The 25,580-nt window shown below is 45.5% G+C and carries 24 protein-coding genes; 10 read left to right on the forward strand and 14 right to left on the reverse strand.

What is annotated here, in order from left to right; genetic code table 11:
• Nucleotides 1–29: 29 nt before the first annotated feature.
• From trmH to NL647_RS14615, 11 genes are all read right to left on the reverse strand, one after another.
• Nucleotides 30–713, reverse strand: coding sequence for a tRNA (guanosine(18)-2'-O)-methyltransferase TrmH (trmH, locus tag NL647_RS14565; RefSeq protein ID WP_101904319.1), 684 nt, complete (start codon nucleotides 711–713; stop codon nucleotides 30–32).
• 53 nt (nucleotides 714–766) lie between these two features.
• Complete coding sequence (gene spoT, locus NL647_RS14570) at nucleotides 767–2,887, reverse strand: bifunctional GTP diphosphokinase/guanosine-3',5'-bis pyrophosphate 3'-pyrophosphohydrolase (RefSeq protein WP_005434453.1); 2,121 nt, start codon at nucleotides 2,885–2,887, stop codon at nucleotides 767–769.
• A gap of 39 nt (nucleotides 2,888–2,926) precedes the next feature.
• Complete coding sequence (rpoZ, locus tag NL647_RS14575; RefSeq protein WP_005379346.1) at nucleotides 2,927–3,199, reverse strand: DNA-directed RNA polymerase subunit omega; 273 nt, start codon at nucleotides 3,197–3,199, stop codon at nucleotides 2,927–2,929.
• Between the two features lie 163 nt (nucleotides 3,200–3,362).
• On the reverse strand, nucleotides 3,363–3,986 hold the full coding sequence (gmk, locus tag NL647_RS14580; protein ID WP_005430186.1) for a guanylate kinase: 624 nt from the start codon (nucleotides 3,984–3,986) through the stop codon (nucleotides 3,363–3,365).
• Between the two features lie 364 nt (nucleotides 3,987–4,350).
• Entirely contained in the window at nucleotides 4,351–5,565 is a 1,215-nt protein-coding gene (locus NL647_RS14585) for a lipopolysaccharide assembly protein LapB (RefSeq protein WP_199449580.1), read from the reverse strand.
• An 11-nt stretch (nucleotides 5,566–5,576) separates the two neighbouring features.
• Nucleotides 5,577–6,206, reverse strand: coding sequence for an energy transducer TonB (locus NL647_RS14590; protein ID WP_005430078.1), 630 nt, complete (start codon nucleotides 6,204–6,206; stop codon nucleotides 5,577–5,579).
• Nucleotides 6,207–6,210: 4 nt separating this feature from the next.
• Nucleotides 6,211–6,618 carry a biopolymer transporter ExbD gene (locus NL647_RS14595; RefSeq protein ID WP_005430119.1) on the reverse strand — a complete coding sequence of 136 codons (408 nt, stop codon included), beginning with the start codon at nucleotides 6,616–6,618 and terminating at the stop codon, nucleotides 6,211–6,213.
• A gap of 25 nt (nucleotides 6,619–6,643) precedes the next feature.
• Nucleotides 6,644–7,171 (reverse strand): MotA/TolQ/ExbB proton channel family protein, encoded by a 528-nt coding sequence (locus tag NL647_RS14600; protein WP_005448458.1) that lies wholly within the window; start codon nucleotides 7,169–7,171, stop codon nucleotides 6,644–6,646.
• 9 nt (nucleotides 7,172–7,180) lie between these two features.
• On the reverse strand, nucleotides 7,181–8,542 hold the full coding sequence (locus tag NL647_RS14605) for a MotA/TolQ/ExbB proton channel family protein (protein WP_005448456.1): 1,362 nt from the start codon (nucleotides 8,540–8,542) through the stop codon (nucleotides 7,181–7,183).
• A gap of 3 nt (nucleotides 8,543–8,545) precedes the next feature.
• Entirely contained in the window at nucleotides 8,546–9,310 is a 765-nt protein-coding gene (locus NL647_RS14610) for a DUF3450 domain-containing protein (protein WP_005448454.1), read from the reverse strand.
• 69 nt (nucleotides 9,311–9,379) lie between these two features.
• On the reverse strand, nucleotides 9,380–11,863 hold the full coding sequence (locus NL647_RS14615; RefSeq protein WP_005448453.1) for a TonB-dependent receptor: 2,484 nt from the start codon (nucleotides 11,861–11,863) through the stop codon (nucleotides 9,380–9,382).
• An 821-nt stretch (nucleotides 11,864–12,684) separates the two neighbouring features.
• Between NL647_RS14615 and NL647_RS14620 the strand changes: the two genes are divergently transcribed.
• The 8 genes from NL647_RS14620 (at nucleotide 12,685) to NL647_RS14655 (ending at nucleotide 20,647) form a co-directional block, all read left to right on the forward strand.
• A complete protein-coding gene (locus NL647_RS14620) occupies nucleotides 12,685–13,710 on the forward strand; it encodes an ABC transporter permease subunit (protein WP_005434432.1) in 1,026 nt (341 codons plus the stop codon).
• A 1-nt stretch (nucleotide 13,711) separates the two neighbouring features.
• On the forward strand, nucleotides 13,712–14,755 hold the full coding sequence (locus NL647_RS14625) for an ABC transporter permease (protein WP_005449386.1): 1,044 nt from the start codon (nucleotides 13,712–13,714) through the stop codon (nucleotides 14,753–14,755).
• A 38-nt stretch (nucleotides 14,756–14,793) separates the two neighbouring features.
• On the forward strand, nucleotides 14,794–16,620 hold the full coding sequence (locus NL647_RS14630) for an extracellular solute-binding protein (RefSeq protein ID WP_069218250.1): 1,827 nt from the start codon (nucleotides 14,794–14,796) through the stop codon (nucleotides 16,618–16,620).
• A gap of 9 nt (nucleotides 16,621–16,629) precedes the next feature.
• Nucleotides 16,630–17,487: an ABC transporter ATP-binding protein gene (locus tag NL647_RS14635; RefSeq protein WP_005449382.1), complete on the forward strand. Its 858-nt coding sequence runs from the start codon at nucleotides 16,630–16,632 to the stop codon at nucleotides 17,485–17,487.
• A 36-nt stretch (nucleotides 17,488–17,523) separates the two neighbouring features.
• Nucleotides 17,524–18,363 carry an ABC transporter ATP-binding protein gene (locus NL647_RS14640; protein WP_017817188.1) on the forward strand — a complete coding sequence of 280 codons (840 nt, stop codon included), beginning with the start codon at nucleotides 17,524–17,526 and terminating at the stop codon, nucleotides 18,361–18,363.
• A 161-nt stretch (nucleotides 18,364–18,524) separates the two neighbouring features.
• On the forward strand, nucleotides 18,525–18,950 hold the full coding sequence (locus NL647_RS14645; protein WP_005449378.1) for a phosphate-starvation-inducible protein PsiE: 426 nt from the start codon (nucleotides 18,525–18,527) through the stop codon (nucleotides 18,948–18,950).
• Nucleotides 18,951–19,123: 173 nt separating this feature from the next.
• Nucleotides 19,124–19,495, forward strand: a complete 372-nt coding sequence (locus NL647_RS14650) for a hypothetical protein (RefSeq protein WP_253650399.1) — start codon at nucleotides 19,124–19,126, stop codon at nucleotides 19,493–19,495.
• A gap of 198 nt (nucleotides 19,496–19,693) precedes the next feature.
• Nucleotides 19,694–20,647, forward strand: coding sequence for a DMT family transporter (locus NL647_RS14655; RefSeq protein WP_050925332.1), 954 nt, complete (start codon nucleotides 19,694–19,696; stop codon nucleotides 20,645–20,647).
• Between the two features lie 54 nt (nucleotides 20,648–20,701).
• On the opposite strand, the gene NL647_RS14660 is transcribed toward NL647_RS14655, so the two are convergent.
• The 3 genes from NL647_RS14660 to NL647_RS14670 form a co-directional block, all read right to left on the reverse strand.
• Nucleotides 20,702–21,178: a hypothetical protein gene (locus NL647_RS14660; protein WP_009698961.1), complete on the reverse strand. Its 477-nt coding sequence runs from the start codon at nucleotides 21,176–21,178 to the stop codon at nucleotides 20,702–20,704.
• 172 nt (nucleotides 21,179–21,350) lie between these two features.
• Complete coding sequence (locus tag NL647_RS14665) at nucleotides 21,351–22,769, reverse strand: winged helix-turn-helix domain-containing protein (RefSeq protein ID WP_253650343.1); 1,419 nt, start codon at nucleotides 22,767–22,769, stop codon at nucleotides 21,351–21,353.
• A 126-nt stretch (nucleotides 22,770–22,895) separates the two neighbouring features.
• Nucleotides 22,896–23,762 (reverse strand): YicC/YloC family endoribonuclease, encoded by an 867-nt coding sequence (locus tag NL647_RS14670; RefSeq protein WP_009698958.1) that lies wholly within the window; start codon nucleotides 23,760–23,762, stop codon nucleotides 22,896–22,898.
• A 174-nt stretch (nucleotides 23,763–23,936) separates the two neighbouring features.
• On the opposite strand from NL647_RS14670, the gene rph reads away from it, so the two are divergent.
• Together rph and pyrE are read left to right on the forward strand one after the other, a co-directional pair.
• On the forward strand, nucleotides 23,937–24,653 hold the full coding sequence (rph, locus tag NL647_RS14675; protein WP_005430192.1) for a ribonuclease PH: 717 nt from the start codon (nucleotides 23,937–23,939) through the stop codon (nucleotides 24,651–24,653).
• 224 nt (nucleotides 24,654–24,877) lie between these two features.
• Complete coding sequence (gene pyrE, locus NL647_RS14680) at nucleotides 24,878–25,519, forward strand: orotate phosphoribosyltransferase (RefSeq protein ID WP_005379384.1); 642 nt, start codon at nucleotides 24,878–24,880, stop codon at nucleotides 25,517–25,519.
• Nucleotides 25,520–25,580: the final 61 nt, after the last annotated feature.

The raw sequence follows: 25,580 nt of genomic DNA on the forward strand, positions 1-25,580 counted from the left end.
TCGCCGCTATTCAGGATAACAAAAGTTGATTATTTACTTTGCATCTCTTTCCACCACGAGTCGTCAGCCACAATTTGGCCTTCGTCATCAAGTTGTGGATATTCTAGCCCTTTGCGTTTTGCTACTTTTGCTAAGACCGGATGTCCTCGCTCAAACAGAATGCGGTTGATGGTCTCTTTTGGCAGTGCGCTTTCATCACGTTCGTACATACCAGCGGCTTCACGCTGACGCTGCGCTTCATAAAGAATCACAGCACTGGCGACTGAGACATTTAAAGACTGCACCATACCGATCATTGGAATAATGATGTCTTGGTCTGCGAGTTTCTTCGCTTGCTCTGAAGCGCCAATTTTTTCGCTACCCAGAATGATTGCCGTTGGCTTGGTGTAGTCGATCTCACGAAAATCGACCGCGGTGTCCGAAAGGTTGGTGACCAGAACTTGCATGCCTTGTGCTTTGAGCTCGGTAATCGCAGTTTCAATCGAATTGTGAGTATCCACTTCAACCCAGTTGCGTGCCCCTGCTGAGGTGTGGGTCAGTGTGCGCATTTTGTCGGGCCAAATCGCATGAACTTTGTGTAAGCCTGTTGCGTCAGCGGTACGGATCACTGCAGAAACGTTGTTCGGCTTATGAACTTCTTCAAGGCACAGGGTGAGGTCGGTTTGGCGTGCTTTTAACACCTGATGGATGCGGTTGTAACGTTCTAAATTCATAATAAATAGGGATATAAAAAAATCGCCACCCAGAGTGTGGGTGGCGATAGAGTTTAGTTCTTTCTTCGTCTGACTCGAGTCGCCTGTGGCATGGTCTTAATCTTACGCATGATGCCAGCAAGGTGAACACGATCTTTGGTGGTTAGCAGAACGGTAACGGTGTACAAGCGACCGTCGCGTTCTTCGGTTGAAAGACCGTGAATGTTCGAACCGGTTTTCGAAATCACATTGGTCAATTCCGCTAACGCACCTTGGTTATTGAGCATATCGACTTTCAGTTCCGCGATGAACTCTTTGTCGTACTCTTCAGACCAAGCGACTGCCATGTATTTGTCCGGCTCTTTCTGGTATCCGCGAACGTTTGGACACGTTTCACGGTGAACCACAAGACCACGACCTGGCGATACGTGAGCGATAATGTGGTCATCCGGGATAGGGTGACAACAATTTGCGAAAGTCAGTAGCAGACCTTCTGCACCACGGATTGGCAGTTTCTTGTTAGATTCGTTTGGAATCGAGCTTGTGGTGGTCAATTCATCAGTGTCACCCAATAAGCGACGTGCGATGACGATACTCATCAACTCACCCAAACCAATTGCTGCTAGCAGATCATCGACGCTTTCTAGGCGCAGATCAGTCAGCACTTCTTGGATGTTTTCTGGGTAGATTGAATCAATCGAATGACGACCTAAAGCGTGATTCAGTAGACGACGACCTAAGGTAATCGATTCTTCACGACGCATGGTCTTCAATACTTGACGAATCTTAGTGCGAGCGCGAGAAGTCACGACATAGTTTAACCAAGCCGCGTTTGGACGCGCACCTGGTGCACTGATGATTTCTACTGTCTGACCGTTCTTCAGTGCCTTACTTAGTGGGTAAGGGTTACGGTCAACACGAGCACCAACACAAGAGTTACCGACATCAGTATGTACGGCATAGGCAAAGTCGACAGCCGTTGCGCCTAATGGCAATTCAACGATACGACCTTTTGGTGTGAAGACGTAAATCTCATCTGGGAAAAGATCCGATTTTACGTTTTCAATGAATTCGAATGAGTTACCAGCGCTTTGTTGTAGCTCAAGCAGGCTTTGCATCCAACGCTGAGCTTTCACTTGCGCTGTTGTGCCAGACTTGTCGCCCTTGTCTTTGTATGACCAGTGCGCAGCGACACCTTTGTCCGCCATTTGATCCATATCTTCGGTACGGATCTGAACTTCAACTGGCACGCCATGTGGACCAACCATAGAAGTATGTAGCGATTGGTAGCCGTTCGCTTTTGGTACCGCAATGTAATCTTTCATACGACCAGGACGTGGCTTATACAAGCTGTGTACTTGGCCTAGAACGCGATAACAAGTATCGGCAGTATCAACAACCACTCGGAAAGCGTAGATATCCATGATGGTGTGGAAACGCTGTTCTTTGGTTTTCATCTTGTTATAGATGGAGAACAGGTTCTTTTCACGACCTAACACGCGCGCATTCAAGCCAACATCTTCGAGTCGACCTTCAATTTCGCTGTGAATACGTTGGATCATCTCTTTACGATTACCACGTGCCGCTCTTACCACTTCTTTTAGAACGCGGTAGCGGTTCGGGTAAAGCGCTTCGAAGCCAAGCTCCTCAAGTTCCGTTTTGATATTGTGAATACCAAGACGGTGAGCCAGCGGCGCGTAGATTTCCAGTGTTTCGCGAGCAATACGGCGTTTTTTGTCGGGGCGCAGGGCACCTAACGTGCGCATGTTGTGCGTACGGTCAGCCAGTTTGATCAGGATAACGCGGATGTCTTGCACCATCGCCAGAACCATCTTACGGAAGTTCTCGGCTTGAGCCTCTTTCCTATCGCGGAATTTGAGTTTGTCCAGTTTAGATACACCATCAACCAGCTCAGCGACGGTATTGCCGAATTTCTCTTCGAGATCTTCTTTTGTAACGTCACAGTCTTCGATGACGTCATGCAGCAAAGCAGCTTGGAGGGTTTCGATATCGAGGCGCATTTCGGCCAAGATTCGAGCCACAGCGACTGGGTGGATGATGTATGGTTCACCGCTTGAGCGGGTTTGCCCTTCATGGGCATCTCTTGCTACCACATAAGATTGACGCAGAGCCTCAATTTGAGGCTCTGTTAGGTATTCTTGGGCAACGTCTTTGAGGCTATCGAATAGATACAAATTATAGGCCCGGGAGGTTGTTGAATTCTAAAGTCAGAATTAACGGTTGTGAGCGATGCTGCTTACTGCCGCTAGCTCTGCCGCTTCTTGCTCTTGCTGTTCTTGACGTTCACGAGCGTCTAGAACTTCTTTAGTAATTAAACCTTCTTCGATTTCACGTAGAGCGATAACCGTTGGCTTATCGTTCTCTTCTGGCACTAGTGCATCTTTACCGCCAGTTTGCATTTGACGAGCGCGGCGAGCCGCAATCAGTACTAGGTCGAAACGGTTGCCAACTTTTTCAACAGCGTCTTGAACAGTTACGCGTGCCATGAGGACTCCAAATAGTTAACTAAATTTTGAATGACGAGAAAGTATACAGTCTCAGCGTAATATTTACTAGCGATAAGACGTGCAACAACAATGACTTTCTATATAAGCAATATAAGCTTCCTTACCGTAATAAAGAAGCGAAAATTTGTGTTTCAGTGCAGAATTACTCTGCTAGAAGCGCATCAAGCATACCTTTATATTTAGCAGCTTGCTTTTCTTCCTTCAATCTTTCCGCACGTAGGATGGCTTTAAAGTCCATTAATGCAGTATCGAAATCATCGTTTACGATTACGTAATCGTACTCGTTGTAGTGTGAGATTTCAGATTTTGCTTCTGCCATGCGTTTTGCGATCACTTCTTCGCTGTCTTGACCACGAGTGTTTAGACGGCGTTCTAGCTCACCATTTGATGGTGGCAGGATAAAGATGCTTTTCGCTTCTGACATTTGCTCACGGATTTGACGTGCACCTTGCCAGTCGATGTCTAGGAAAACGTCGATGCCTTTGTTTAGCGTTTCTTCAATCCATACGCGTGATGTGCCGTAATAGTTACCAAACACTTCTGCGTATTCTAGGAAGTCGCCTTGTGCAATCAGAGCTTCAAACTCTTCTTTTGCAACGAAATGGTAGTGGATACCGTTTTCTTCGCCAGGGCGCATGCCACGAGTAGTATGAGACACAGACACTTTCATTGCATATGTTGGGTTACGTTCCAACATTGCTGAGATCAAGCTAGATTTACCTGCGCCGCTAGGTGCAGATACGATATAGAGAGTACCTTTGCCCATTGTACTGTTCCACTTTTGGTTGGATTGAGTGAATGCCGAAAGAAGTCTCGACCTTGTTGTCATGCCAACGACGTTTATTCACGAGATTGGTATAACGATAGCACTGGCGTTGATGATTTCTTCATCAAACTGCTTGAGATTGGTGATAAACCCGCCAGAAAAATGGAGGCGAAGAGTATCATGATCTCCCTGATGTTGCTAGCCGATCTTTTGGATCTTTGAGGTGTGGTATGAATTCCCCCTCTATATATAGAAGCGAAAAAAGGGGAAGCTTTCACTTCCCCAGGCGTGCGACTGACTCACACTTAATTTTCGGAGCAACCACAACCACTTTGGTTACTACTTTGCAGATGATGAGCGCCTATTAGCCTTGCGACTCTAGGTAGTTGATCCATGGACTCACTACTTGTCTCATCGAATCCGATTGTGCTGCTTTCTTCATTGATTTAAGCGCCTGAGTTGGCTGATTCAATTCAAAGAAAGCCATGCCGCGGATGTATTGCAATTCTGCGGCTTGCGAGCGCGATGCGTCTGAGGCAGGCGTCGCAGCAAACTTAGAAGCAGCTTGGTATTGCTTCGCTTGAATCATCAAACGGGCAATTTTTAGCTGGCTTTTTGTCTTAGGAGCCAATTGATAAGCGGTTTGATAGGTATCAATCGCATTATCAAGCTCTTTCGACTGCTGCCAAAATGACGCTAAACGCTCTAAGTTTTCTTGGTTTGTTTCGATATTACCGTTTGCCATTTCATCTTTTAGAATCTTCGCCGCGCGGTAAGGTATCTCTTGATAAGCAAGGAAGTTGACTAGACGTAAGTACTCTTTCTCTTCTTCAAACAAGTCCAGTTTGTACGCCATTTCTAAAGCAGAAAGTGCATTCTTGTCTTGGTTTAGCTCCATGTAAGTACCAGAAAGTTGCATCCAGTAGCGCTTTTTCTGTGGGTACTTAGTGGTTAGGATCTTAAGAACACTAGCAACGCTCTTCATTTGACCTAGCTCGTAATGAGAAGCCATCAGAAGCATGTACCACGATTCACTTGGATTCTTCGTCATTGCAATCGCTTTTTTAGTTGGTGCGATTGCTTTACGGTAGTCTTCCATTTGAACGTAAGCACTTGCTAGCGTGATGTAAGCGTGTGCTTGTGGTTTTTCTTTCGTTGTTTCAGCTACGGCAAACCACTTTTCCATGGTTTTAACCGATTTCTTAAACTGTTCTTCAGCAAGATATAACTGAGCAAGGCTGTAACGAACTTGCTGTGCAACGGGTACTGGAAGAGCATCCAGAGAAAGCGCTTCTGCAAAGTACTTAGATGCCTTTACATAGTCGTCTCTCATTGAGTACAAGAAGCCCATCTGTTGCAGCAGTACTGCACGGTCATACTTCTTTGAAGTTTTACCGAGTGCCTTGTTCAACCTTTCGATTGCATCAGAGTATTTCTCAGTCGCAATCAGTTCTTGAACTTTGTTAACGACTTTAAATGTTTTATCAGAAAGCTGTGGCGAATCTTTGGCAACAACAGGTGTGCTAAGCACACCCATTGTTAACGCAACAGAAGCCAGCAATGTCTTGAGTAATTTCATATTGTGACTCCCTAGTTGGTGGTGAACTCAATTTCTTGAGCCATGCGCGAGGCCACCGGTTGTCCATCAACCATCTTAGGTTTGAAAGTCCATTTCGATACGGTCTTTCTTGCTGCTTTACCTAAACCAAGTCGACGAGGTGTCTCTTTTACTACCTTGATGTCTTCAACCGCGCCGCGAGCGTTAACGGTGAATTCAATCAATACCACGCCTTTCTCTAGACCTGACTTCGCCGCTTTACGAGGCATTTGAGGTTGGAAAGTCGCCAATGGTACTGGACCACCCGATCCCGCAACTGAACCACCGCCCTGAGAGTAGTGACCAAGTACTGAGCCACCCGTAACATTAACTGGTAGATCAAGTTTCGGCATGTCCATCGGGATTTGATCCATCACCGGTTTGACCGTTGACGTCACCTTCATTTCAGGTGGCGGTGGCGGACGCTTCGGCGGTGGTGGTTTTGGTAGTTCGCGCTTTTTCTCCTGTATTTTTTCGTCCGGTTTAATGCGAATGAATTCAACCATACGTAGATCATCATTCGACACTAGCTCGTGGCGCTCTTTGTTTACTAGCTTGTCCATCCCCCAGAACAATCCGAGGGAGACAATGAGCGCCAGTGCAATTGAGGCCAGATACCGCATAGGCTTAATCCTTATTGGTTGCGGCAATGGAGATGCTTTCTACACCTGCCATCTTAATCTGGTCCATAACCTTCACGACTACACCAGCGTTAGCTTCAGTATCCGCTTGGATAACAACTGCACCATCTGGGCTTTCTGCACGTAGACGTTCGATGTTTGCACGTACGGCGTCTACTTCGATGCGACGTTTATCAACCCAAACGTCACCAGCGGCACCAATGGCAACCATGATGTTACCTTTCTTCACGGTTTGCGCTGAGCTAGCCGTTGGGCGATTTACTTCTAGACCGGCTTCTTTAACGAACGATGTTGTTACGATAAAGAAGATCAACATGATGAAGACGATGTCGAGCATCGGTGTCATATCGATAGCAGCTTCATCACTGCTGTCATTGCTATAGCGTCTCTTCATGACCTATACCTCTAATTCCGTTTACTCAGGCAATGTGCTTTAGCTTGTCTTCAAGCTTCTGCGTGGTGACTTTGGCTAAATGATCAAGACGAGTACTAAAGAACAGTCCTGATAGTGAAGCCACCATTCCCGCTAATGTTGGGATTGTTGCCTTTGAGATCCCCGAGGCCATTGCTCGAGGGCTTCCTGTACCTGTAACCGCTAAGATATCGAATACCTGAATCATGCCGACAACGGTGCCGAGTAGACCAAGTAGGGGACAAAGCGCAATCAGCACTTTAACGATTGGTAGTCCCTTTTTATTCTCAATATCCTGACGAGAAACGATTTCTTGTCGGATCATCTTAGCGTTCCAGCTTTTATGTTCTGAGCGCTCTTCCCAAAAGCCAACGGCTTTTTTCATTGCTTTTGGAGCGACGGCAGCGAAGTAAAACCAACGTTCTAGCAATACTGCCCACAACATGAAGCTGAGGATAAAGATGGCGACGAGTACATCACCACCCATTCCCAAGAAGCGTCTGATTGATTCAAGTTCTCCAACTAACCACCACATAACGCCTCCTTAGCTTTCGGCTTTATGCAGTTTTTCCTGATAGCGAGCGATGAAGCCTGCACTCTGTTCTTCAAGAGTTTGAACCAAACGACGACCTTTACTGTGTACGATGGTGTACAGGAACAGTAGAGGAATTGCGACAACCAGACCAAGCATCGTAGTAACAAGTGCTTCTGAGATACCGCCAGCCATTAGCTTAGGATCACCTGTACCAAATAGTGTGATTGCTTGGAACGTACCGATCATACCCATAACCGTACCCAGTAGACCTAGAAGTGGTGCTACAGAAGCGAACAGTTTGATTGAGCTGATAAAGCGTTCAATGCTCGGTGCGTTACGTAGGATGATTTCGTCCAGTTTCGCTTCAAGATCTTCAAGGTTGTCACCTTTGTGTTCTTGGTAAGCTTGGATAACTTCACCCAGAGGGTTGCCAGGAATAACAGTGTCTGATTTCGCTTGCTTACGCATTTTGCCACCGATAACGAGTAGGCGTAGGTAACAAACGAGTGCGATCAGTGCACCAATTGCACCCATAGCTAGGATTACGTAACCAACGATACCACCTTGGTCAATACGCTCCTGAACGGTAGGGCTTTGTACTAGTAGAGACAGAATCACACCACGAGATGGGTCGATAAATAGTGGTTCGTATGTGCCTTCTGCTGCTTCAAAACCGCCAACTAGGCGAGTGATGTTCTTGCTCGGTTGACGTGATAGCTCTTCGAACTTACCAGTTTGAGGTACGTAAGTTACGTATTTGCCATCTGCGATTGCGTTAAACTCACCCACTAGGGTTACGTCACGTACCGCTTCTTTACCTTCGCCGTATACAACGGTCGCTTGAGCTGTTGTTGTATCACCTGATGCGACTACTTGTTGTAGGATTGTGTGCCAAAACGCTTCAAGTTCTTGCGTAGATGGCAGTTCTTTACTTTCCGCTAGTTTAGAAAGTAGTACGTCACGCTCAGGGAAAAGAACGGCGTTTTGCGAAGCTGCAAATAGACCTTTAAATTCACCCGCATATTGGCGAACCACACCAAACATCTCACCTAAAGTACCTGAACGAACGCGAAGTGTTTCAGTTAGCTCAGTTAGCTGCTTGTCGTTTTCATCAAATGTTGCTTTTAGCTCATCACCAAGTGCTTGTTGGGCAGCTAGCTCGTCACGAGCTTGTTGTAGCAATGCAGCTTGCTTGTCGCGGTTGTTTTTGAACTCAGCTTCACGAGCTTTGTTCTCTTTTGATTCAACAATACTTTCTGATTTTACGTTTTTCAGTAGCTCAGATAGGTTTTTAGGTGCTTCAGCTTGCGCACCAGAAATCATGAATAAGCTCGCTAGCAAACCAGCGGCTAGAGTTTTGAATCCTTTCATTTCTTATTCCTCCCCAGCAAATACAGGCAGTTTGATCAGCGCTGGTGGCGCTTGTTTCTTAGCGATACGAAGGCCTTGCTGTACAGCGATACGGTAGTTTTCAGGTAGTGATTCCCATTGACGGGTTTGTTGATTCCACATGCCTGTTTCACCGCCATCCGGAGATTGGAATAGAAGCGCAGTACGACCAATACGTAGGAAGTCGTAAGTCACGGTTTCACCGTTGCGCTCTAGGCTAGCTTTGTAAGATTCAATGGAGCGAGAGAAGCCTTCTTCGATTTGATACGCTTCCATCACTTTACGGAATTTTTCTGAAGTCGTTACGTCTGCACGATCCATTAGGTCACGCAGCTCAGTAACACGTTTGGTGCGCTCTTCTTTTTGAAATGGAAGATCAAGAGTAACGAACTCATCTAGGGCATCGATCATTTTAAGCGTTAGAGGTACAACTTCTGTCGCTGTTTGGTCGATTTGAGCAATCTGGTTGTTTAATGAATCCAACTCGCCTTGTTGCGATTGAACCATACGATTGATTTGCTCGTTGTAGACTTTCATGCTGTCGATTTGGCGAAGCAAGCCTTTGTATTCAGCTAGCATGCTTTCCGCGCTTTCAGCATATCCGTCGATTTTTTGTTGAGAAACTTGTGCAGAGGTGTTGGTTTTTGCTTGAGTAGAAATTACCGAACCTGAATCTGCCGCTATAGAACCAGCACTTACAGACAGCAGTGCAGCGGTAATAGCACTCACGCCAAATCTCTTTAACGTCATAGTAGCATCCTTGTCAGTGTATAAAGTCAGTCGATAAGGGCGCGGGAAAGCCCCGCGCCAAAAAGGTTTTTAGAAGCCGTATTCAAGTTGTAGGTAGTAGAAACGGCCTGTGTTGTCGTGGAATGCGAAGTGGTAGCCTTCTGCTTCATTGTAGAATGGCGCCAATTCGTCAGTTACGTTACGGATACCAACAGCAATCGTTGCATTTTCGATACCTGTGTACGCAAGCTGTGTATCCCAAGTTGTTAGAGCGTCAACTTCAGAGTGCTCTGCAGTCTCGTAACGAGTGTCGTAAGAGTGCGTGTAGTTCACGATGTTTGTGAATGCGAAGTCTTCGTAGCCGTAACCAAGCGTTGCTTTACCTTTGAAGCGAGGACCACCGAAGTAAGTACCAATGTAATCTTCTAGGTTGCCGTCTGAGTCACTTTGCTTGTACTCAATGTTGTAAGTACCAGCTAGTTTCACTAGGAAGTCACCGTAGCTATCAGTTGATAGGTCGTACTTCACTTCACTATCGATACCGCTTACTTGTTGCTTAGCAACGTTCACGTACTCATCTAGGATGTAGTCGATATCACCGTTCGCTTTACGAACAACATTAGGGCTGTTTTCGTCGATAAGCTTCTGTGCACCTAGTGTGTCGATCTTGTCATCGTTCACAATGTAGAAGTAATCAACTTTTACAGATAGGTCTTCAAGCGGCTCGATTACAGTACCGATGTTGAATGACTGTGCTGTTTCCGCATCTAGGTCTTTGTTACCTTGGCTAACAACGCGGTATTGACCACGAGTGTCAGTTTGCGGGTCGTAAAGTGTTTGATAGCTTGTAGATGCACCCGCGTTAACTTCTGGTAGAGTCGGTGCTTTGAAGCCGTGGCTGTATGATGCACGGAATAGCACTTCATCCATTGGTTGGTAGCGAACTGCCACTTTCGGGCTGAATGCTGAACCAAAGTCGCTGTAGTGCTCTGCACGACCAGCAAGTTGTACTTCCACTTCTTCGATAACCGGTGCAACAAGTTCTACGTAACCTGCAAATACAGTACGGTCACCATCAGAGCTTGTGCCACCACTACCAACGATTTGGTTTGCTTCAACACTTGCGTCTGGCGTATCAGAACCTGCTTCGTAACGGAACTCACCACCAACAGCAACGTATGCGTCACCGCCTGATAGCTCGAATACTGGGAAAGAAGCACCAGCATTGATGAAGCCAAGTTTAGATTCACCCTTACGTTTTGTTTCAACGCGAGCACCGTCTAGTGATGATGATGGGTTGTTCGTAACGAATGGGTTATAAGCACCGCTGTCGATCGCCGCTTGGTAGCCTGCGATTGTTAGGTAATTCTTACCTACGTTTTCGGTTTCTGTGTAGTGGTAACCAGCATCAGCTGTCCAGTCTACGTCAGTATCAAACCAGTTTGCGTAACCTTCTGCACCTGCCACAACGCGGATAGAATCCGTTGTGATTTCGTTGATACGGTTACCAGCTTCAAGAATACGGTGACGCATAGTGACGTCTTCACCGTACGTGTTGTTCGGGTTGTCTTTCGAGATAGTCACGTTTTGGAAGTCTGGCGTCGGTGCCGAGATAGTTGTTGACTCAACTCGGTTTAAACTTAGCTCCGCAAACAGGTTGGTATCTTCGTTTAGTTGGTGGTTAAGGCTAGTTAGGAAGTTGTAACGATCACTTTCTGGGATCATTGCAATTTCTTCGTTGTAGTTGTAGTTACATTCTGCGCTACCACCAGTACATAGTGATTCCCATGTACCATCTTCTTTGTAAACACGACCTGGTGTACCTGCAGAGCTACGCCAGTCATAACCACCTTGAGAAGAGTGGTCAGCAGTTTTCGTGTTTGGACGATCTTTCATCATGATGTTGCCTTTTTGGACAACGTTTAGAGACGCCATGATGTTTGTTGCGTCATTGAATGTTTTACCGCCAGTTAGCGTAACATCTAGGTCTTCACCATCGCTGTAAGATGTTTGACCACCGTTTAGGCGAACATCAAAGCCTTCGTAGTCACGCTTAAGGATTACGTTTACTACACCACCGATAGCATCTGAACCGTAGATTGCTGATGCGCCATCTTTAAGAACGTCGATGCGCTCAACAGCTGAAAGTGGGATTGAGTTTAGGTCAACGAAAGTGTCGTTTAGGTTTTGTGCAAACGCGTAGTTTGCTACACGGCGACCGTTAAGTAGAACTAGAGTACGGCTCGCACCAAGACCACGAAGAGAAACACCAGAAGTACCTGCAGCAAAACTGTTAGTAAATGAGCTGCCGTAGCTGCCTGCACCATTCTGTGTTAGTCCACGTAGAACATCATCTACGCTTACAGCACCCATCTTAGCGATGTCATCTGCTGTATATACGTCTACTGGGTTTGGACCTTCCATGTCCGTAGTGGAGATACGTGAACCTGTTACCTTCATCTTCTGAAGTTGTTCAACTTGCTGCTCTTCTGCCTGTGCTGCTAGAGGTGCCACTGCTGCGGTTCCCAGTGCAAGGCTGATCGCAACAGATAAAGCGGTTGTGTTTTTATACATCCTTGTTGCTCCGATTATTATTATTTCCTATGTCTGGCCATATAACGACCAATTGTGACGTTAATATTTCGTTAACGTTCGGAACATGTATACCTGAGATGAAAAAAGGAAGTCAAACCAGTGGTAAACAGAGATAAAGAAATGTAAAAAAGATGTAAAAAACCAAAAGTGACCTAAATCACAGAATAATTTACTGCATGACGTTTATAAATCGAGATCAAATCTTAATAAAACACCGTATTTTGTGTTTCTTGTAAACACTAATGACTTATATCGCCTATGGATTTTAAGTGGGCGATTAGCACTGAAAATGGATGTATATCTAGAGAATAATTCTGATCTATGCTTTTTACGGAATGGTAGGTATGTTAACTCGCTCGCACTGGGTGGTATCAGAATATGATACCCACCGTTATCAAAGGGCTCACTCGTATTTTTGGGTCAAATATTGCTTAGGTGGTTTTGTCTATTTATTCTGGATATCTGCATGTTTATATAGGCTTTTGGCTCTAAAGTGCCTAGATTGATATTCTGTATGAATTGTTTTTGTGGTTTTTTATAATTATTTACAAAAACATTTCTGTTTTTCGACATCGGAAGAAGTTTGTCATGTTTTGGATTCAAACACTTGAAGCTTGCTCGGATTCAAGATAAATATGACGCTGAAATTATTGCAGTAGTGGAAAAAACTGACTTTTGAAACTCAGGGAGTGTGTTTCAACAGCTTTAGTTACTACGGGATAGAAATGCACCATTTTGGGCCGGATCTTTCCTCTCCAACCCCGCCTAATAATGGACAGTAGACAAGGAGCAAGTTGTATATGCTGTCGTACTTTTTACGTCGATTGGCGTTGGTGATTCCAACGTTTCTCGGAATTACCATTCTTATCTTTGCTATCACGCGATTCGTACCTGGTGGTCCGGTTGAGCGCATGCTGTCTCAAATGCAAGCGCAAGGTGATGGTGCCGCATCAATGACTTCTGCGGGTGGTAACACCGCTCTTTCCGATGACCAAATCGCGGAGCTTAATGCTTTCTACGGTTTAGATAAGCCAGTTATGGAAGCGTACGTTGAATGGCTGAGCCGCTTAGTGACGCTGGACCTAGGTGAGTCAACACGTTACTACGAGCCAGTATCAGACATGATTGCGGAGCGTCTACCTGTCTCCTTATTCTATGGTGGGATGACCTTCTTTATCAGTTACTTTATCTCTATCCCACTTGGTTACTATAAAGCGTTGAAGCACGGTTCCGTGTTTGACTCCGCGTCTTCTATTCTTATTTTCGTTGGTTACGCCTTGCCTGGGTATGTGGTAGGTGTCCTCCTTATTACCTTGTTCAGTTATCACCTAGAGTGGTTCCCGATGGGAGGCTTCGTTGGTGATGATTTTGATGACTATGAGACCTTTTTTGAGCGAGCGAAAGACATTATGTGGCACGCGGTGCTGCCTTTGATCTGTTATCTCATCGGTGATTTTGCAACGTTGACGATGACGATGAAGAACAACCTAATGGAAAACCTATCATCTGATTACATTCGTACTGCCATTGCGAAAGGTTTGCCATTTAAGAAAGCGGTACGTAAGCACGCACTACGCAATAGCTTAATTCCTATCGCCTCTCACTTCGGTAACTCTCTGTTGTTCTTTATGACAGGTGCATTCCTTATTGAAGTAATTTTCAACATTGATGGCATCGGTCTGCTTGGTTATGAGTCCATCATGGAGCGCGATTATCCTGTAGTAATGGGCATCGTAGCTATCAACGCGGTATTACTGCTGATCGGTAATATCATTTCAGATATCTGTGTTGCTTTAGTCGACCCACGTGTGAAGTTTGGAGCGTAATATGATTAAAGTTAGCCCGTTAACTCAAAAGAAAATCCGCCACTTTAAAGAAATCAAACGTGGTTACTGGTCATTTGTGATCTTATCGACCATGTTGATCCTTTCTCTATTTGCGGAGTTGTTGATCAACAGTAAAGCGCTTGTCGTCAAATACGACGGTAGCTTTTACTTTCCTGTGGTGAGTGATGTGCGTTTAGGCAGCGAGTTTGGTCAAGCGTCTTCCAGTGAAGCGGATTACCGCGAGCTGCAAAAAGTCTTCGAAGCGGAAGGTGGTGATAACTTCGTTATTCTGCCGATTGTGCCGTGGAACCCGTACGAGCAAGATTTTAGTGGTGACTTCCCGCCAACGGCTCCAGATGCTGAGAGTAAACACTACCTTGGTACGGACGTGATTGGCCGAGACATCTTAGCTCGATTGGTTTACGGCTTTCGAACGGCGATGGGGTTTGCCTTGCTGACAATGGCAATCTCGTACGCGATTGGTACTGCTGTTGGCTGTGCGATGGGCTTTTGGGGCGGTAAGTTTGACCTGTTTGTTCAACGTTTGATCGAAGTGTGGTCTATGGTGCCGTTTTTGTACGTCATCATGATTTTAGTTTCGATAGTTCAGCCCACATTCACCTTATTTGTTGCCATCAACGTACTCTTTGGATGGATGGGGATGACGTGGTACATGCGTACCATGACTTATAAAGAATCAGCTCGTGAATACGTGATGGCTGCGCGCGCACTTGGTGCATCCACTGGACGTATTCTATTCAACCACATCTTGCCAAATACCATGGTTATGATTGTGACTCTTGCACCATTTACTATCGCTGCAAACATCACTGCACTGACGGCACTGGATTACCTAGGTCTTGGTTTGATGCCTCCAACGCCAAGTTGGGGTGAGTTGTTGCAACAAGGTAAGTCGAACCTAGACTCGCCATGGATCGTTGCATCAGTAGTGAGCTCGATTGTTCTTGTACTGGTTATGGTGACCTTTATCGGTGAAGCGATTCGAGCAGCATTCGACCCGAAAAAATTCACACGCTATGTTTAAGCATGCATTGTGAGCAAAACATAAAAAAGGGAAGTTTTATGAAAAAAATAATTTTAGCGTCCACGCTAAGCGCCCTAAGTTTTGGTGCGATGTCAGCGGCGCTTCCGACTGACTTAAACTGGCAAACGAACTGGGATGAGCCGCAATATGGCTCTCCTGAAGCAAAGCGTGGTGGGACTTACCGCACTTATATGTCGAGCTTTCCCCAGACTCTACGCAGTGTTGGTCCTGATGCTAACTCTGGCTTACGCTCTTTCATCTTCGATGAAACACCAGGGTTGGTGGTTCGCCATCCAGATACGCTTGAATTCATCCCAGAGCTAGCCAATGAGTGGGCATTAGCGGGTGACAATAAAACGGTTTATTTCAAACTGAACCCACAAGCTAAATGGTCGGATGGCAAGCCAGTCACGGCAGACGATTTTGTTTTTATGCTTAAGTTTTACCGCTCGAAAGACATTTTAGAGCCTTGGTACAACGACTATTACAACAAAACGGTAGCTGATGTTATCAAATTTGACGATCACACCTTCGCCGTGAAGGCTGCGAAAGAGCTCAACCCAGAAGAGTTGTTGTTGAGAATGGGGGCGCTACGTCCTCGTCCTGCTCATTTCTATGCGAATCCGAAGAAAGACGCGAACGGTGACGGCATTCATGATGATTTTGTGCGCTACTACAACTTTAAAAGTGAACCAACGACCAGTGCTTATTACTTAGCGGACATCAAAAAAGGTAAAAGCGTTACCTTTAAGCATGTAGGAGAGGACTGGTGGGGTTACACCAACAAGTACTACGAGAATCGCTATAACGTCGACAAAATTCGTATCACAGTTATCCGCGATAGTGATATTGCGATGAAGCACTTTGAAAAAGGTAAGTTGGACGCATTTGCGTTGGTTTTGCCAAGTCTATGGCATGATAAATCCAATACTGCCCCTTACCAAAAGGGTTACATTGAGAAGTTCTGGGGTTACAACCAATATCCCGTTGGTGCAGGTGGCGTGTGGATAAACACTGCTATGCCTCTACTTGATGATTTAAACATTCGCAAAGGGATCACTTACGCGACAGATTTCGACGGCATGATTGAGAATGTTATGCGCGGAGACTACAGCCGTAAACCCAACCCAACAGGCTTTGGGCATGGTAAGTACACTTTACCAGATGTGAAAGCGCCCAAGTTTGAACCAGAAAAAGCGGCGGCAGCGTTTGAAGCTGCAGGCTTCGATAAGATTGGTTCCGATGGTATTCGCGTGAATGATAAAGGTCAGCGTTTGAGCTTTGAATTGACGTACTCCTCTCCAGTTCATACACCGCGTATTGCTTTCTTACGTGAACAGGCAAAATTGGCAGGGTTGGACATTGAGCTGAAGCTGATTGATGGTTCATCGATGTTTAAGTATGTACGTGAGAAAAAACACGAACTTGCTTTCTTTGATATGGGTACTTCGGAAATCCCAACTTACTGGGAATACTTCCATTCCGTGAACGCCAACAAACCGCAAACGAACTCATTCACTAACTACAGCACGCCAGAGTTAGATGAAAAGATCATTGCGTATCGCTTTAACATGGACATGGATAAGAAGATCCAACTAGGTCATGAGATTCAGCGAGACATTATTGATGCGCACGTGATTGTTTCTGGCTACATGGTTCCTTACGTTCGTTATGGACACTGGCGTTGGTTGAAATTGCCAGAGAAACCAATGAATCGAATGACAGAAGCGTTGTTTAGTGGCGGAATTATCGGTGATGGCACGTATTGGATCGACAAAGACGTGAAGAAAGAAACCCAGAAAGCGATGAAGTCGGGTAAAACCTTTGAACCTGTTGTTGTCGTTGATGACACGTATAAGCTGTAAGGATGTGTTATGGAAAACGATGTAATCCTGAGTGTTAAAGACCTTGAGGTTGAATTCACTACTGATGATGGTCCGGTAAAAGTGCTGCATGGTGTGAATTTTGATGTTCGCGCTGGTCGTACGCTGGGCCTAGTAGGTGAATCCGGTAGTGGTAAGAGTGTTACCTCCATGTCTATCATGGGGCTGTTGCCAAAACCTTATGGCAATATCGTCAATGGTGAGATTGATTACCGTGGTACTAATTTAGTTACCTTACCAGCAGAAGAGATGTATGCCATGCGTGGTGACCGCATCTCAATCATCTTTCAAGATCCAATGACAGCGTTGAATCCAGTTCATTCAATCGGTCGTCAGCTTTGTGAAGTGCTAGAGCTGCATCGACCTGAACTTGGTAAGAAAGAGCGTGAAGCTTACGCGATAGAAATGTTGGCGAAAGTGAAAATTCCGATGCCGGAAAAACGCTTGAATGAGTACCCGCATAATCTATCGGGTGGTATGCGTCAGCGTGTGATGATTGCAATGGCGTTGGCGTGTAAACCAGACATTCTTATCTGTGATGAGCCAACTACGGCATTGGATGTAACGGTACAGGCGTCTATTCTTGAACTAATGAATGAACTTCAAGAAGAAACGGGTATGGCGATGATCTTCATTACTCATGACCTTGGTGTTGTTGCGGAAGTGTGCGATGACGTGGCAGTCATGTATGGCGGTCGTATTGTCGAAAAAGCTGAAATTTTCGAACTGTTTGACAACCCGCAACACCCTTACACAGAGCGATTGATGGGCTTGATGCCAAGTTTAGATAATGAACCTAAGCAGATGATCGACATTAAACCGATTGATGCCAGTATGTTTGCTAGCTAACTGGTGCAAAGTGAACAAGTCATAAAAGAGGATGTTATGGCAAAAGAAGTATTAAGAATTGAAAATCTTAAGCAGCACTTTGTATCTGGTAAAGGACTGTTTAAGAAGGGATATACCATTAAAGCTGTTGATGGTGTGTCGTTGTCAGTAGGTCAGGGCGAGACCCTAGGGCTCGTCGGTGAGTCTGGTTGTGGAAAAAGCACACTAGGTCGAACGATCCTAAAGCTGTACGAACCGACAGAAGGTAAGATTTTCTTTGAAGGTAAAGACATTACCAAGTTTTCCGTCAAAGAAATGCGTTCGTTACGTAAGGACATGCAGATTGTCTTTCAGGACCCAATGGAGTCACTCAATCAACGTCATACGATTGGTATGATTCTCGAAGAGCCGTATGTGATTCATAAGATTGGTACATCTGCAGAGCGAAAACAGTGGGTGAAGGAGTTGCTTGTAAAAGTCGGTTTACCTGAAACCGCTGTAAACCGTTATCCACACGAATTTTCTGGCGGTCAACGTCAGCGTATCGGTATTGCTCGTGCCATTGCGCTAAAACCTAAATTGCTAATCTGTGATGAGTCGGTCTCTGCATTGGATGTGTCTGTTCAGGCGCAGATCTTGAATTTGTTACTGCAACTTCAGCAAGAAATGAACCTTGCAATCATCTTTATCTCTCATGATTTGTCTGTGGTGAAACATGTGTCTGATAAAGTGGCGGTGATGTATTTTGGTAAAGTAGTGGAAGCAGGTAACGCGAAGGAAATCTACGCAAACCCTCAAAATGATTACACCAAGAAACTCTTGTCCGCGATTCCGATTACACACCCGAAATACCGCAAGAAAAAGCGTTTAGCAGAAAAAAAGCAGCAAGTGGCGTAACGCCATCCGCTGAGTAAAATCATCATCGAAAAACGCTCCACTTGGTTGGAGCGTTTTTATTATGTGCGTTTTTTCTCGCTGAGAGAGGGCGCTCTTCAGCTTCTTGAAAAGAGCGTGCTACACTGCAAACTTATTCCTTTGATTTGTTTGGATAGTTGGCTATGCCGTCGCATTTACCTAAATCATTCAGTCGTCCATTTCTGAAAATCTTTCATGTGCTTGAAGCCGTGCTTCTGGTCGCCATTACTTTGGCAACTGTGTGGGCGATGGTGGAAGAGTTTATCCACATTTATGTACAAAAGCGTGTATCGCTTGATGACATCTTATTGATGTTTATTTATTTGGAAGTGCTCGCCATGGTCGGGCAGTTTGTGATGAATGGTAAGATACCAGTTCGTTACCCAATTTATATTGCCATGATGGCCATTGCTCGCTACATCACGCTTGGTATGAAAGAGCTCGATTCCGTGATGATAGTATGGCTCTCTTTAGCTGCGTTTATTCTGGCTGCGGCAACCTTGGTTATTCGAGTTGGTCACCATTATTGGCCGTATATAGATAATCAAACCGCCGAAAAAGACGAATGATGTTAAGCCTCGCTCAGTGCGAGGCTTTATTTTTGCGTGAAGGGAAATCGCATCCAAATGGCTTGGGGGGTAAAAAAGTGTAAAGTCATCTCAAGCCATCTTGTTTCTTGCTCTATTGATGAGTATCTTCACACTAACCTTTTCTTTTTCTGCCTGTTTGATGAGATATTGTGATGCTAGCGAAAAGCACATCGACAATTTACTTTCTGCTGAGTGTCTTGATTGCTTTTGCGCTTTCAAGCGGTCTCGCTCGTGCAGAAATACCATCAACGGCGAATCACATGGCGATGGCTGATTCTTTGCATATTAGCTACTGTGATTTGACCTTTGGCTCGGTAGAAAAGAACGAGTCAGGTTGCTGTGAACCGGGCGGAACATGCTTTGAAAAGCAGTGTTGTTCTCATGGTCACGCATCGGGGACGGCTGTTGTTGAAACTCAGCCAAGATCTTATGAAGCGCCTTACAGAGATGAACTGGCGATAAGCAAAATCGCGCTCTATACCAGTGCAGAAATGCACTCTCACTATCGTCCTCCGATAGCTTAATTCCTATCTCGCAGCATTTCGCTGCCAACAATTTTACTGCACGTAATGCCGTGCGAATTTGTTACGCGTGTAAATAGCTTTCTATTTGCACCATCCTGTGATGGGAATGAAAAATGAAAACCAATCTAATTGCTCGTACTGAGCACCTTGCTGCGTGCCGACCAAACCTTGTTATCAACCGACAAGCGGGAGGTCGCCATGACGCATAAGCATCTACCAATTATCTTGTTTGTGTCTGTGTGCTTGATTTGGGGCACCACGTGGTTTGCGATGGAAGTGGCAGTGCAAACTATTCCGCCCATCTTTGCCACCGGTCTGCGCTTCCTGATCGCTGCGCCGCTATTAATCATGTTGGCGAAACACCTCAATCAACCCCTGTTCTTTCCTAAGGGAAAAGTATTCTGGATGTTTGTGGTCGCGATTTTCTATTTCGCGATTCCATTTACCTTGATGATTTTTGGCGAACAGTATATTTCATCAGGTCTTGCTTCGATCATCTTCGCCAATATGCCAATCGCAGTCATGGTGACATCGAGCTTGTTCCTTGGGCTTAGGTTACGTAAATCTCAGATTGCTGGTCTTTTGGTTGCGGTTCTGAGCTTAGTTTTGATTCTGGCGAAAGAGATGAGTTTAGGTGGCGAGGATTACATACTGGGCTTTCTCGCTTTAGGCGGCGCGGTCTCGATTCATGCGGTGATGTATGTGTTTGTTGAAAAGTTCTGTAAAGGCATTCCAGTGCTGACTTACAACGCCTTTCCAAGCTTTGTTGCCTCAGCGTTGCTCTTTATCACTTCACTGATTGTCGAACAGCCGGATCTTTCTCAGTTCTCGATGGATTCGATTACCGCTGTGATTTATCTCGGTATGTTTGCTAGCGTCGGTGGCATCGTGGCGTACTTTAAGCTTGGACAAGTGTCTACGCCGTTTACCGCCTCGATTTGTTTCCTGTTCTTCCCGTTGATAGCGCTTAGCCTTTCAACATGGATTGCAGGTAACAGTTTGTCATTAGTTTCCGTTGCTCTGCTGCTGCCATTGCTCGGAGGTATTTTTGTGACTAAAGCCGAGCCTGCTTTTTGGCAGCGTTTTCGCCTAAAACCTGCTGAGAAAAAGCCTGTGCTATGTGAACATTGTATGAAGAATATCAATGCCTAACATAGGCTAAACATCATGAAAAAGCCCCATTTAGTTGGGGCTTTTGGCGTAATGCTATTTACCTTGTTCGTTACGCAGATACATGATGGCAACCATGCTAAAGCCAATAAATTGCCATAGATATTGCCCATCACTTGCTCCCGTAATGGTTTGGGTGAAAGCCATACAACCCGTTACGAACAGAGATGCAAAAGCCGCATAGAGTAGCCACGGACGTTCTTTACCAGCCATAAACTCGCCTGCCAGCACCGAGCGAATCACCAATAAAAACGGTAAGCACTGCAAAGCAATGAGAATCGGGAACATAAAGTCAAACGTTGGGCTCAGCAGTGCATGACCGACTTGGCTCTTATCCCACGTTCCAACGATATAACCTTTCCAGCCAGCCCAAGTATCACCTGCATAGGCGGTATCAGGCGTGATGATGCCAAGTAGCACACCCATCACTTTATCGATAAAGCCATTTTTGAACCAAAAGACGAACAGAAAGATCTGGATTGGAATGATCTGAAAAGCAAACTTCTTCAACATGTGTGTATCCCAAGAAATGAATGATTTGGTTTACAAGTATGTGGAAGGTGCGTTTTTTACGCTTGATGCAAGGCAAGCGAGTTGAACTCCAAACAAAAATCAAACATCCAGAATACCCATCAGCATTGAGGAGGCTGACTTTACAATAGGCGAGAGCAGCGGTTTTTTGAGGCTATTCTGCTGTTTGGAATAGGTTTGCTTTTTGTGAAGATTCAATAAGATCAAACAGTTGCCCGTTATGCTCTTTTTTCATCTCAGTATAGCGTTGGTAGTTGTATTGCGAGCCTTTCGGGTTATCTGCGAGTTTGTCAGCCACGCTGAGTAAGTAAAAACTGATTGGGCTTGGCGTGCTTTCTGCTGCGTAAAACAAGTACGGGAAGGCTTGATTAGGGTGCTGGTTGATAAGCAAAGCGAGCCCCAAAGTGAGGTTGGCAATATCACAGCGTGGGTTCAGTTCGAACGCCTGCTTAGCTGAGTGAAGTGCCTGTTCTCGGTCTTCTTGTTTGTGCTCGCGTAAGTAAGCTAAAGATTCAGAGTAAGACAACAAAGCGCTGACCAAATAGCTGTCTCGCCCTTGTTGTTGAATCGCATTAAGCTGCTGAGCAATATCCGAAAAAGTAGGACCACCTTTACCTTGATAGAAAAGAGAAATCCCTTCAGAGATCACTTTCCAATCGTCATAGTTACTGATGGAAGTCACGCGATGGCTAGTCACTTCGTAATTGGAACTCATTGGTGCAATGATGGCTTTGATTTCTAAAATTACATCGCCGATAGCATCGAAGAAGTTATCTTGGTTAAACGTCTTCTCTACCTTTTGGCTCTGGTTGGGTTGATGGTTGTTTTGCACCAAGACGCTAAGCACATAATTGCTATCTACTTTCTTAATCCAGCTTTTGAGCTCAACACCGTGGTTGGCAAGAGACTGCTTACTTTGTTGGGATAACTGAGAATAGTGATAACCAGATAGGTTTTTGGCTGAATTTAACCCATAGAAGAGATAGTTATATACGCTTTCTGCCATTTCAAAGTTGCTGGCGGAATCAAGCGTAATATCATGAATATAAACGGGCACTACGTCACTTTGTTGTGCGGTGATCACCGTGGTGTCATCAGTGGTGTCACCATTTTGTACTGCCCAAGCCACAATAAGCCCAACCGTTAGGATTGCCGCTACAGCTAAAACCATACGCTTATTTTTAGGCTTGGCGGTACGAGTAAGAGGAGTAGATTCTTCAGGGATTGGAGAGTGCTTTATGCTTGGCTCAGTCACTTCGATATCAAATAAGTAACCTTGCTTAGGAATGGTCTGAATGATGCGATACGGACGCATTTTGTCCTGAAGCTGACTGCGCAGTAGACTAATCACTTGTCTCACCAAGTTGTCGGAAACCTGCGTTCTTTGCCAGACATCGGCGGCTATTTGCTGGGTACTCACTACTTTCCCACGGTTCTCGATAAAGTAGCTCAGCAGTCTTGCTTGCAATGGTTCTAAATGAATCTCCTCACTATCAATCATCAACTGATTTTTGTCAGGATAGAAGGAAATAGGGGAGTCATGTTGCAGGATGAAGCAATGCGAGCGAGTCATAGCGATTCAATGGTTTAGAAGTAACCACACAAGACTATTGGTTTTATAAATAGGAAGCAAGTTCAGCATCAGCAAATAAAAAGCCCCGCAGTGCGAGGCTTTTTGATATCTCATCAAGGTCTTTTATTACTCGATGTTCTGGATCTGTTCGCGCATTTGCTCAATCAGAACTTTCAGTTCAACACCTGATGCGGTGATGTCTGTGCTGATAGATTTTGACGCTAGTGTGTTCGATTCACGGTTGAACTCTTGCATCATGAAGTCCAGACGACGACCGACTGCGCCACCTTTTTTCAAGATGTTTGTGGTCTCTTTCACGTGAGAGTCAAGACGGTCTAGCTCTTCTGCTACGTCTGATTTTTGTGCCAGAAGGATAAGTTCTTGTTCAACGCGAGATGGGTCTAGCTCTACTTTTGCATCTTCAAACTTCGAGAACAGACGCTCACGTTGCCACTCAAGAATTTCTGGCATGCGTGCACGAACTTTTACAACTTCTGCAGTGATTGCTTCTAGGCGTTGCTCGATAAGCGCTTTCATGTTGTCGCCTTCACGACCACGCGCGTCGATGAACTCGTTGATTGCTTCGTCAAAAGCAGCAAGCAGTTCTTTGTTTACCTCATCCATGTTTTGCTCTGGTGTTTCCATCACACCTGGCCATTGCATTACTTGGAATGGGTTAATGCGGCTTAGCTCACCAGTCATGTGCATCACTTGCTCAGCGGCTTTGATCACTTGGTTTGCCAGTGCTTCATTGATGCTTAGTTCAGCTTTTGCTGCTGGGTTAGCTTCAAAACGCAGGCTACATTCTACTTTGCCGCGTGCTAGGCGCTTACGAAAACGCTCACGCAGTACTGGCTCAAGAGCACGGAACTGCTCAGGCATACGGAAATAAGTTTCTAGGTAGCGTTGGTTTACACTGCGGATTTCCCACACTGCGCTACCCCAATCGCCTTTCACTTCTTTACGCGCGTACGCTGTCATGCTGTAAATCATTGAATTTTCCTGTCTTCTAATTTGCTGAAAATTACCCCGCAATAGTAGCACAGCCAGAAGGCAGTGGCTTTGCTATTCTGAGTCGAGATTGTCCAGATAGCTTTATTTAATCGATTCCGTTATAATCTGCGCCCAACCAAATCGTCTTCTCCTCATTACTTAAGGTAGATGCCCATGCGTCCAAACGATCGCAAGGCGGACCAAGTTCGCCCAATCAAAATTACTCGTAACTACACAGCTTACGCTGAAGGCTCAGTGTTAGTTGAATTTGGTAACACCAAAGTGTTGTGTAATGCGACCGTTGAAGAATCTGTGCCTCGTTGGCTAAAAGGTCAAGGTAAAGGCTGGGTAACGGCTGAATACGGCATGCTACCTCGTGCAACTCACTCGCGTACTCGTCGTGAAGCGGCAAACGGTAAGCAAGGTGGTCGTACGATGGAAATCCAACGCTTGATCGCACGTAGCCTACGCGCAGTGGTTGATCTACAAGCGATGGGTGAGTTCATGATCACGGTTGACTGTGATGTCATCCAAGCCGACGGCGGCACTCGCACTGCATCTATCAGCGGCGCAAGCGTTGCAATGGCAGACGCGTTCCAACACCTAGTGGATAGCGGCAAGCTGAAAGCAAACCCAATGAAAGGTCACGTAGCGGCAGTTTCAGTTGGTTTGCTAGGCGATGATGTTCTGTGTGACCTTGAGTACGTTGAAGATTCAGCGGCAGACACAGACATGAACGTTGTGATGACAGAAGAAGGCAAGATGATTGAAATTCAGGGCACCGCAGAAGGTGAACCGTTCAGTCATGAGCAACTAATGGCTCTGTTAGAGTCGGCGAAAGTCGGCATTACGGAAATTGTCGCAGCGCAGAAGGCGGCGTTAGCCAATTGATTTAGATAGCTCCCATTATGGGGGCTATTTTTTTATCTCCGTCGTATATGAATCTACAGCGTTGTTCGCTTCATTTTTCTACCCTAATCACATAGAAAACTATGCTCATAGGGATAGAAAAACTTGCTGCCTAGCTGTAAATCCATCTACTTAGGAGATAACGCATTAGTGTTTATTAACTGCTTGGGAATATGGATACCAAGCCTGCATTTAGAGAGAAAATAATGAAAGCATACCAGCGTGAATTTATTGAGTTTGCACTTGAGAAAGAAGTTCTTAAGTTTGGTGAGTTTACTTTGAAATCTGGCCGTAAAAGCCCGTACTTCTTTAACGCTGGTCTTTTCAATACTGGTCGTGACCTAGCGCGTCTTGGTCGTTTTTATGCCGCAGCGCTTGCAGATTCAGGCATTGAGTTTGATGTGCTGTTTGGTCCAGCGTACAAAGGTATTCCAATCGCGACGACAACAGCAGTAGCGCTAGCGGATCACCACGATATCGACACGCCTTACTGCTTCAACCGTAAAGAAGCGAAAGACCACGGCGAAGGCGGTAACCTTGTAGGCTCTGCGCTTGAAGGTCGTATTATGCTAGTGGATGACGTAATCACAGCAGGTACTGCGATTCGTGAATCGATGGAAATCATTCAAGCAAATGGCGCTGACCTTGCTGGTGTGTTGGTTGCGATTGACCGCCAAGAAAAAGGCAAAGGTGAGTTGTCTGCGATTCAAGAAGTAGAGCGTGACTTTGGTTGTGCAATCATTTCAATCGTGAGCCTGACTGACCTTGTGACTTTCCTTGAAGAGAAAGGTACAGACAAAGAGCATCTAGAAGCAGTCAAAGCGTACCGCGCAGAATACGGCATTTAATTCTGAATTTGGAAAGCGAGATTTCCTATCGCGTTTGCCCCTCACTGTAGGAAATGACGTT

The sequence above is a fragment of the Vibrio sp. Y29_XK_CS5 genome (assembly GCF_024181835.1).
Classification (GTDB): Bacteria; Pseudomonadota; Gammaproteobacteria; order Enterobacterales; family Vibrionaceae; genus Vibrio; species Vibrio harveyi.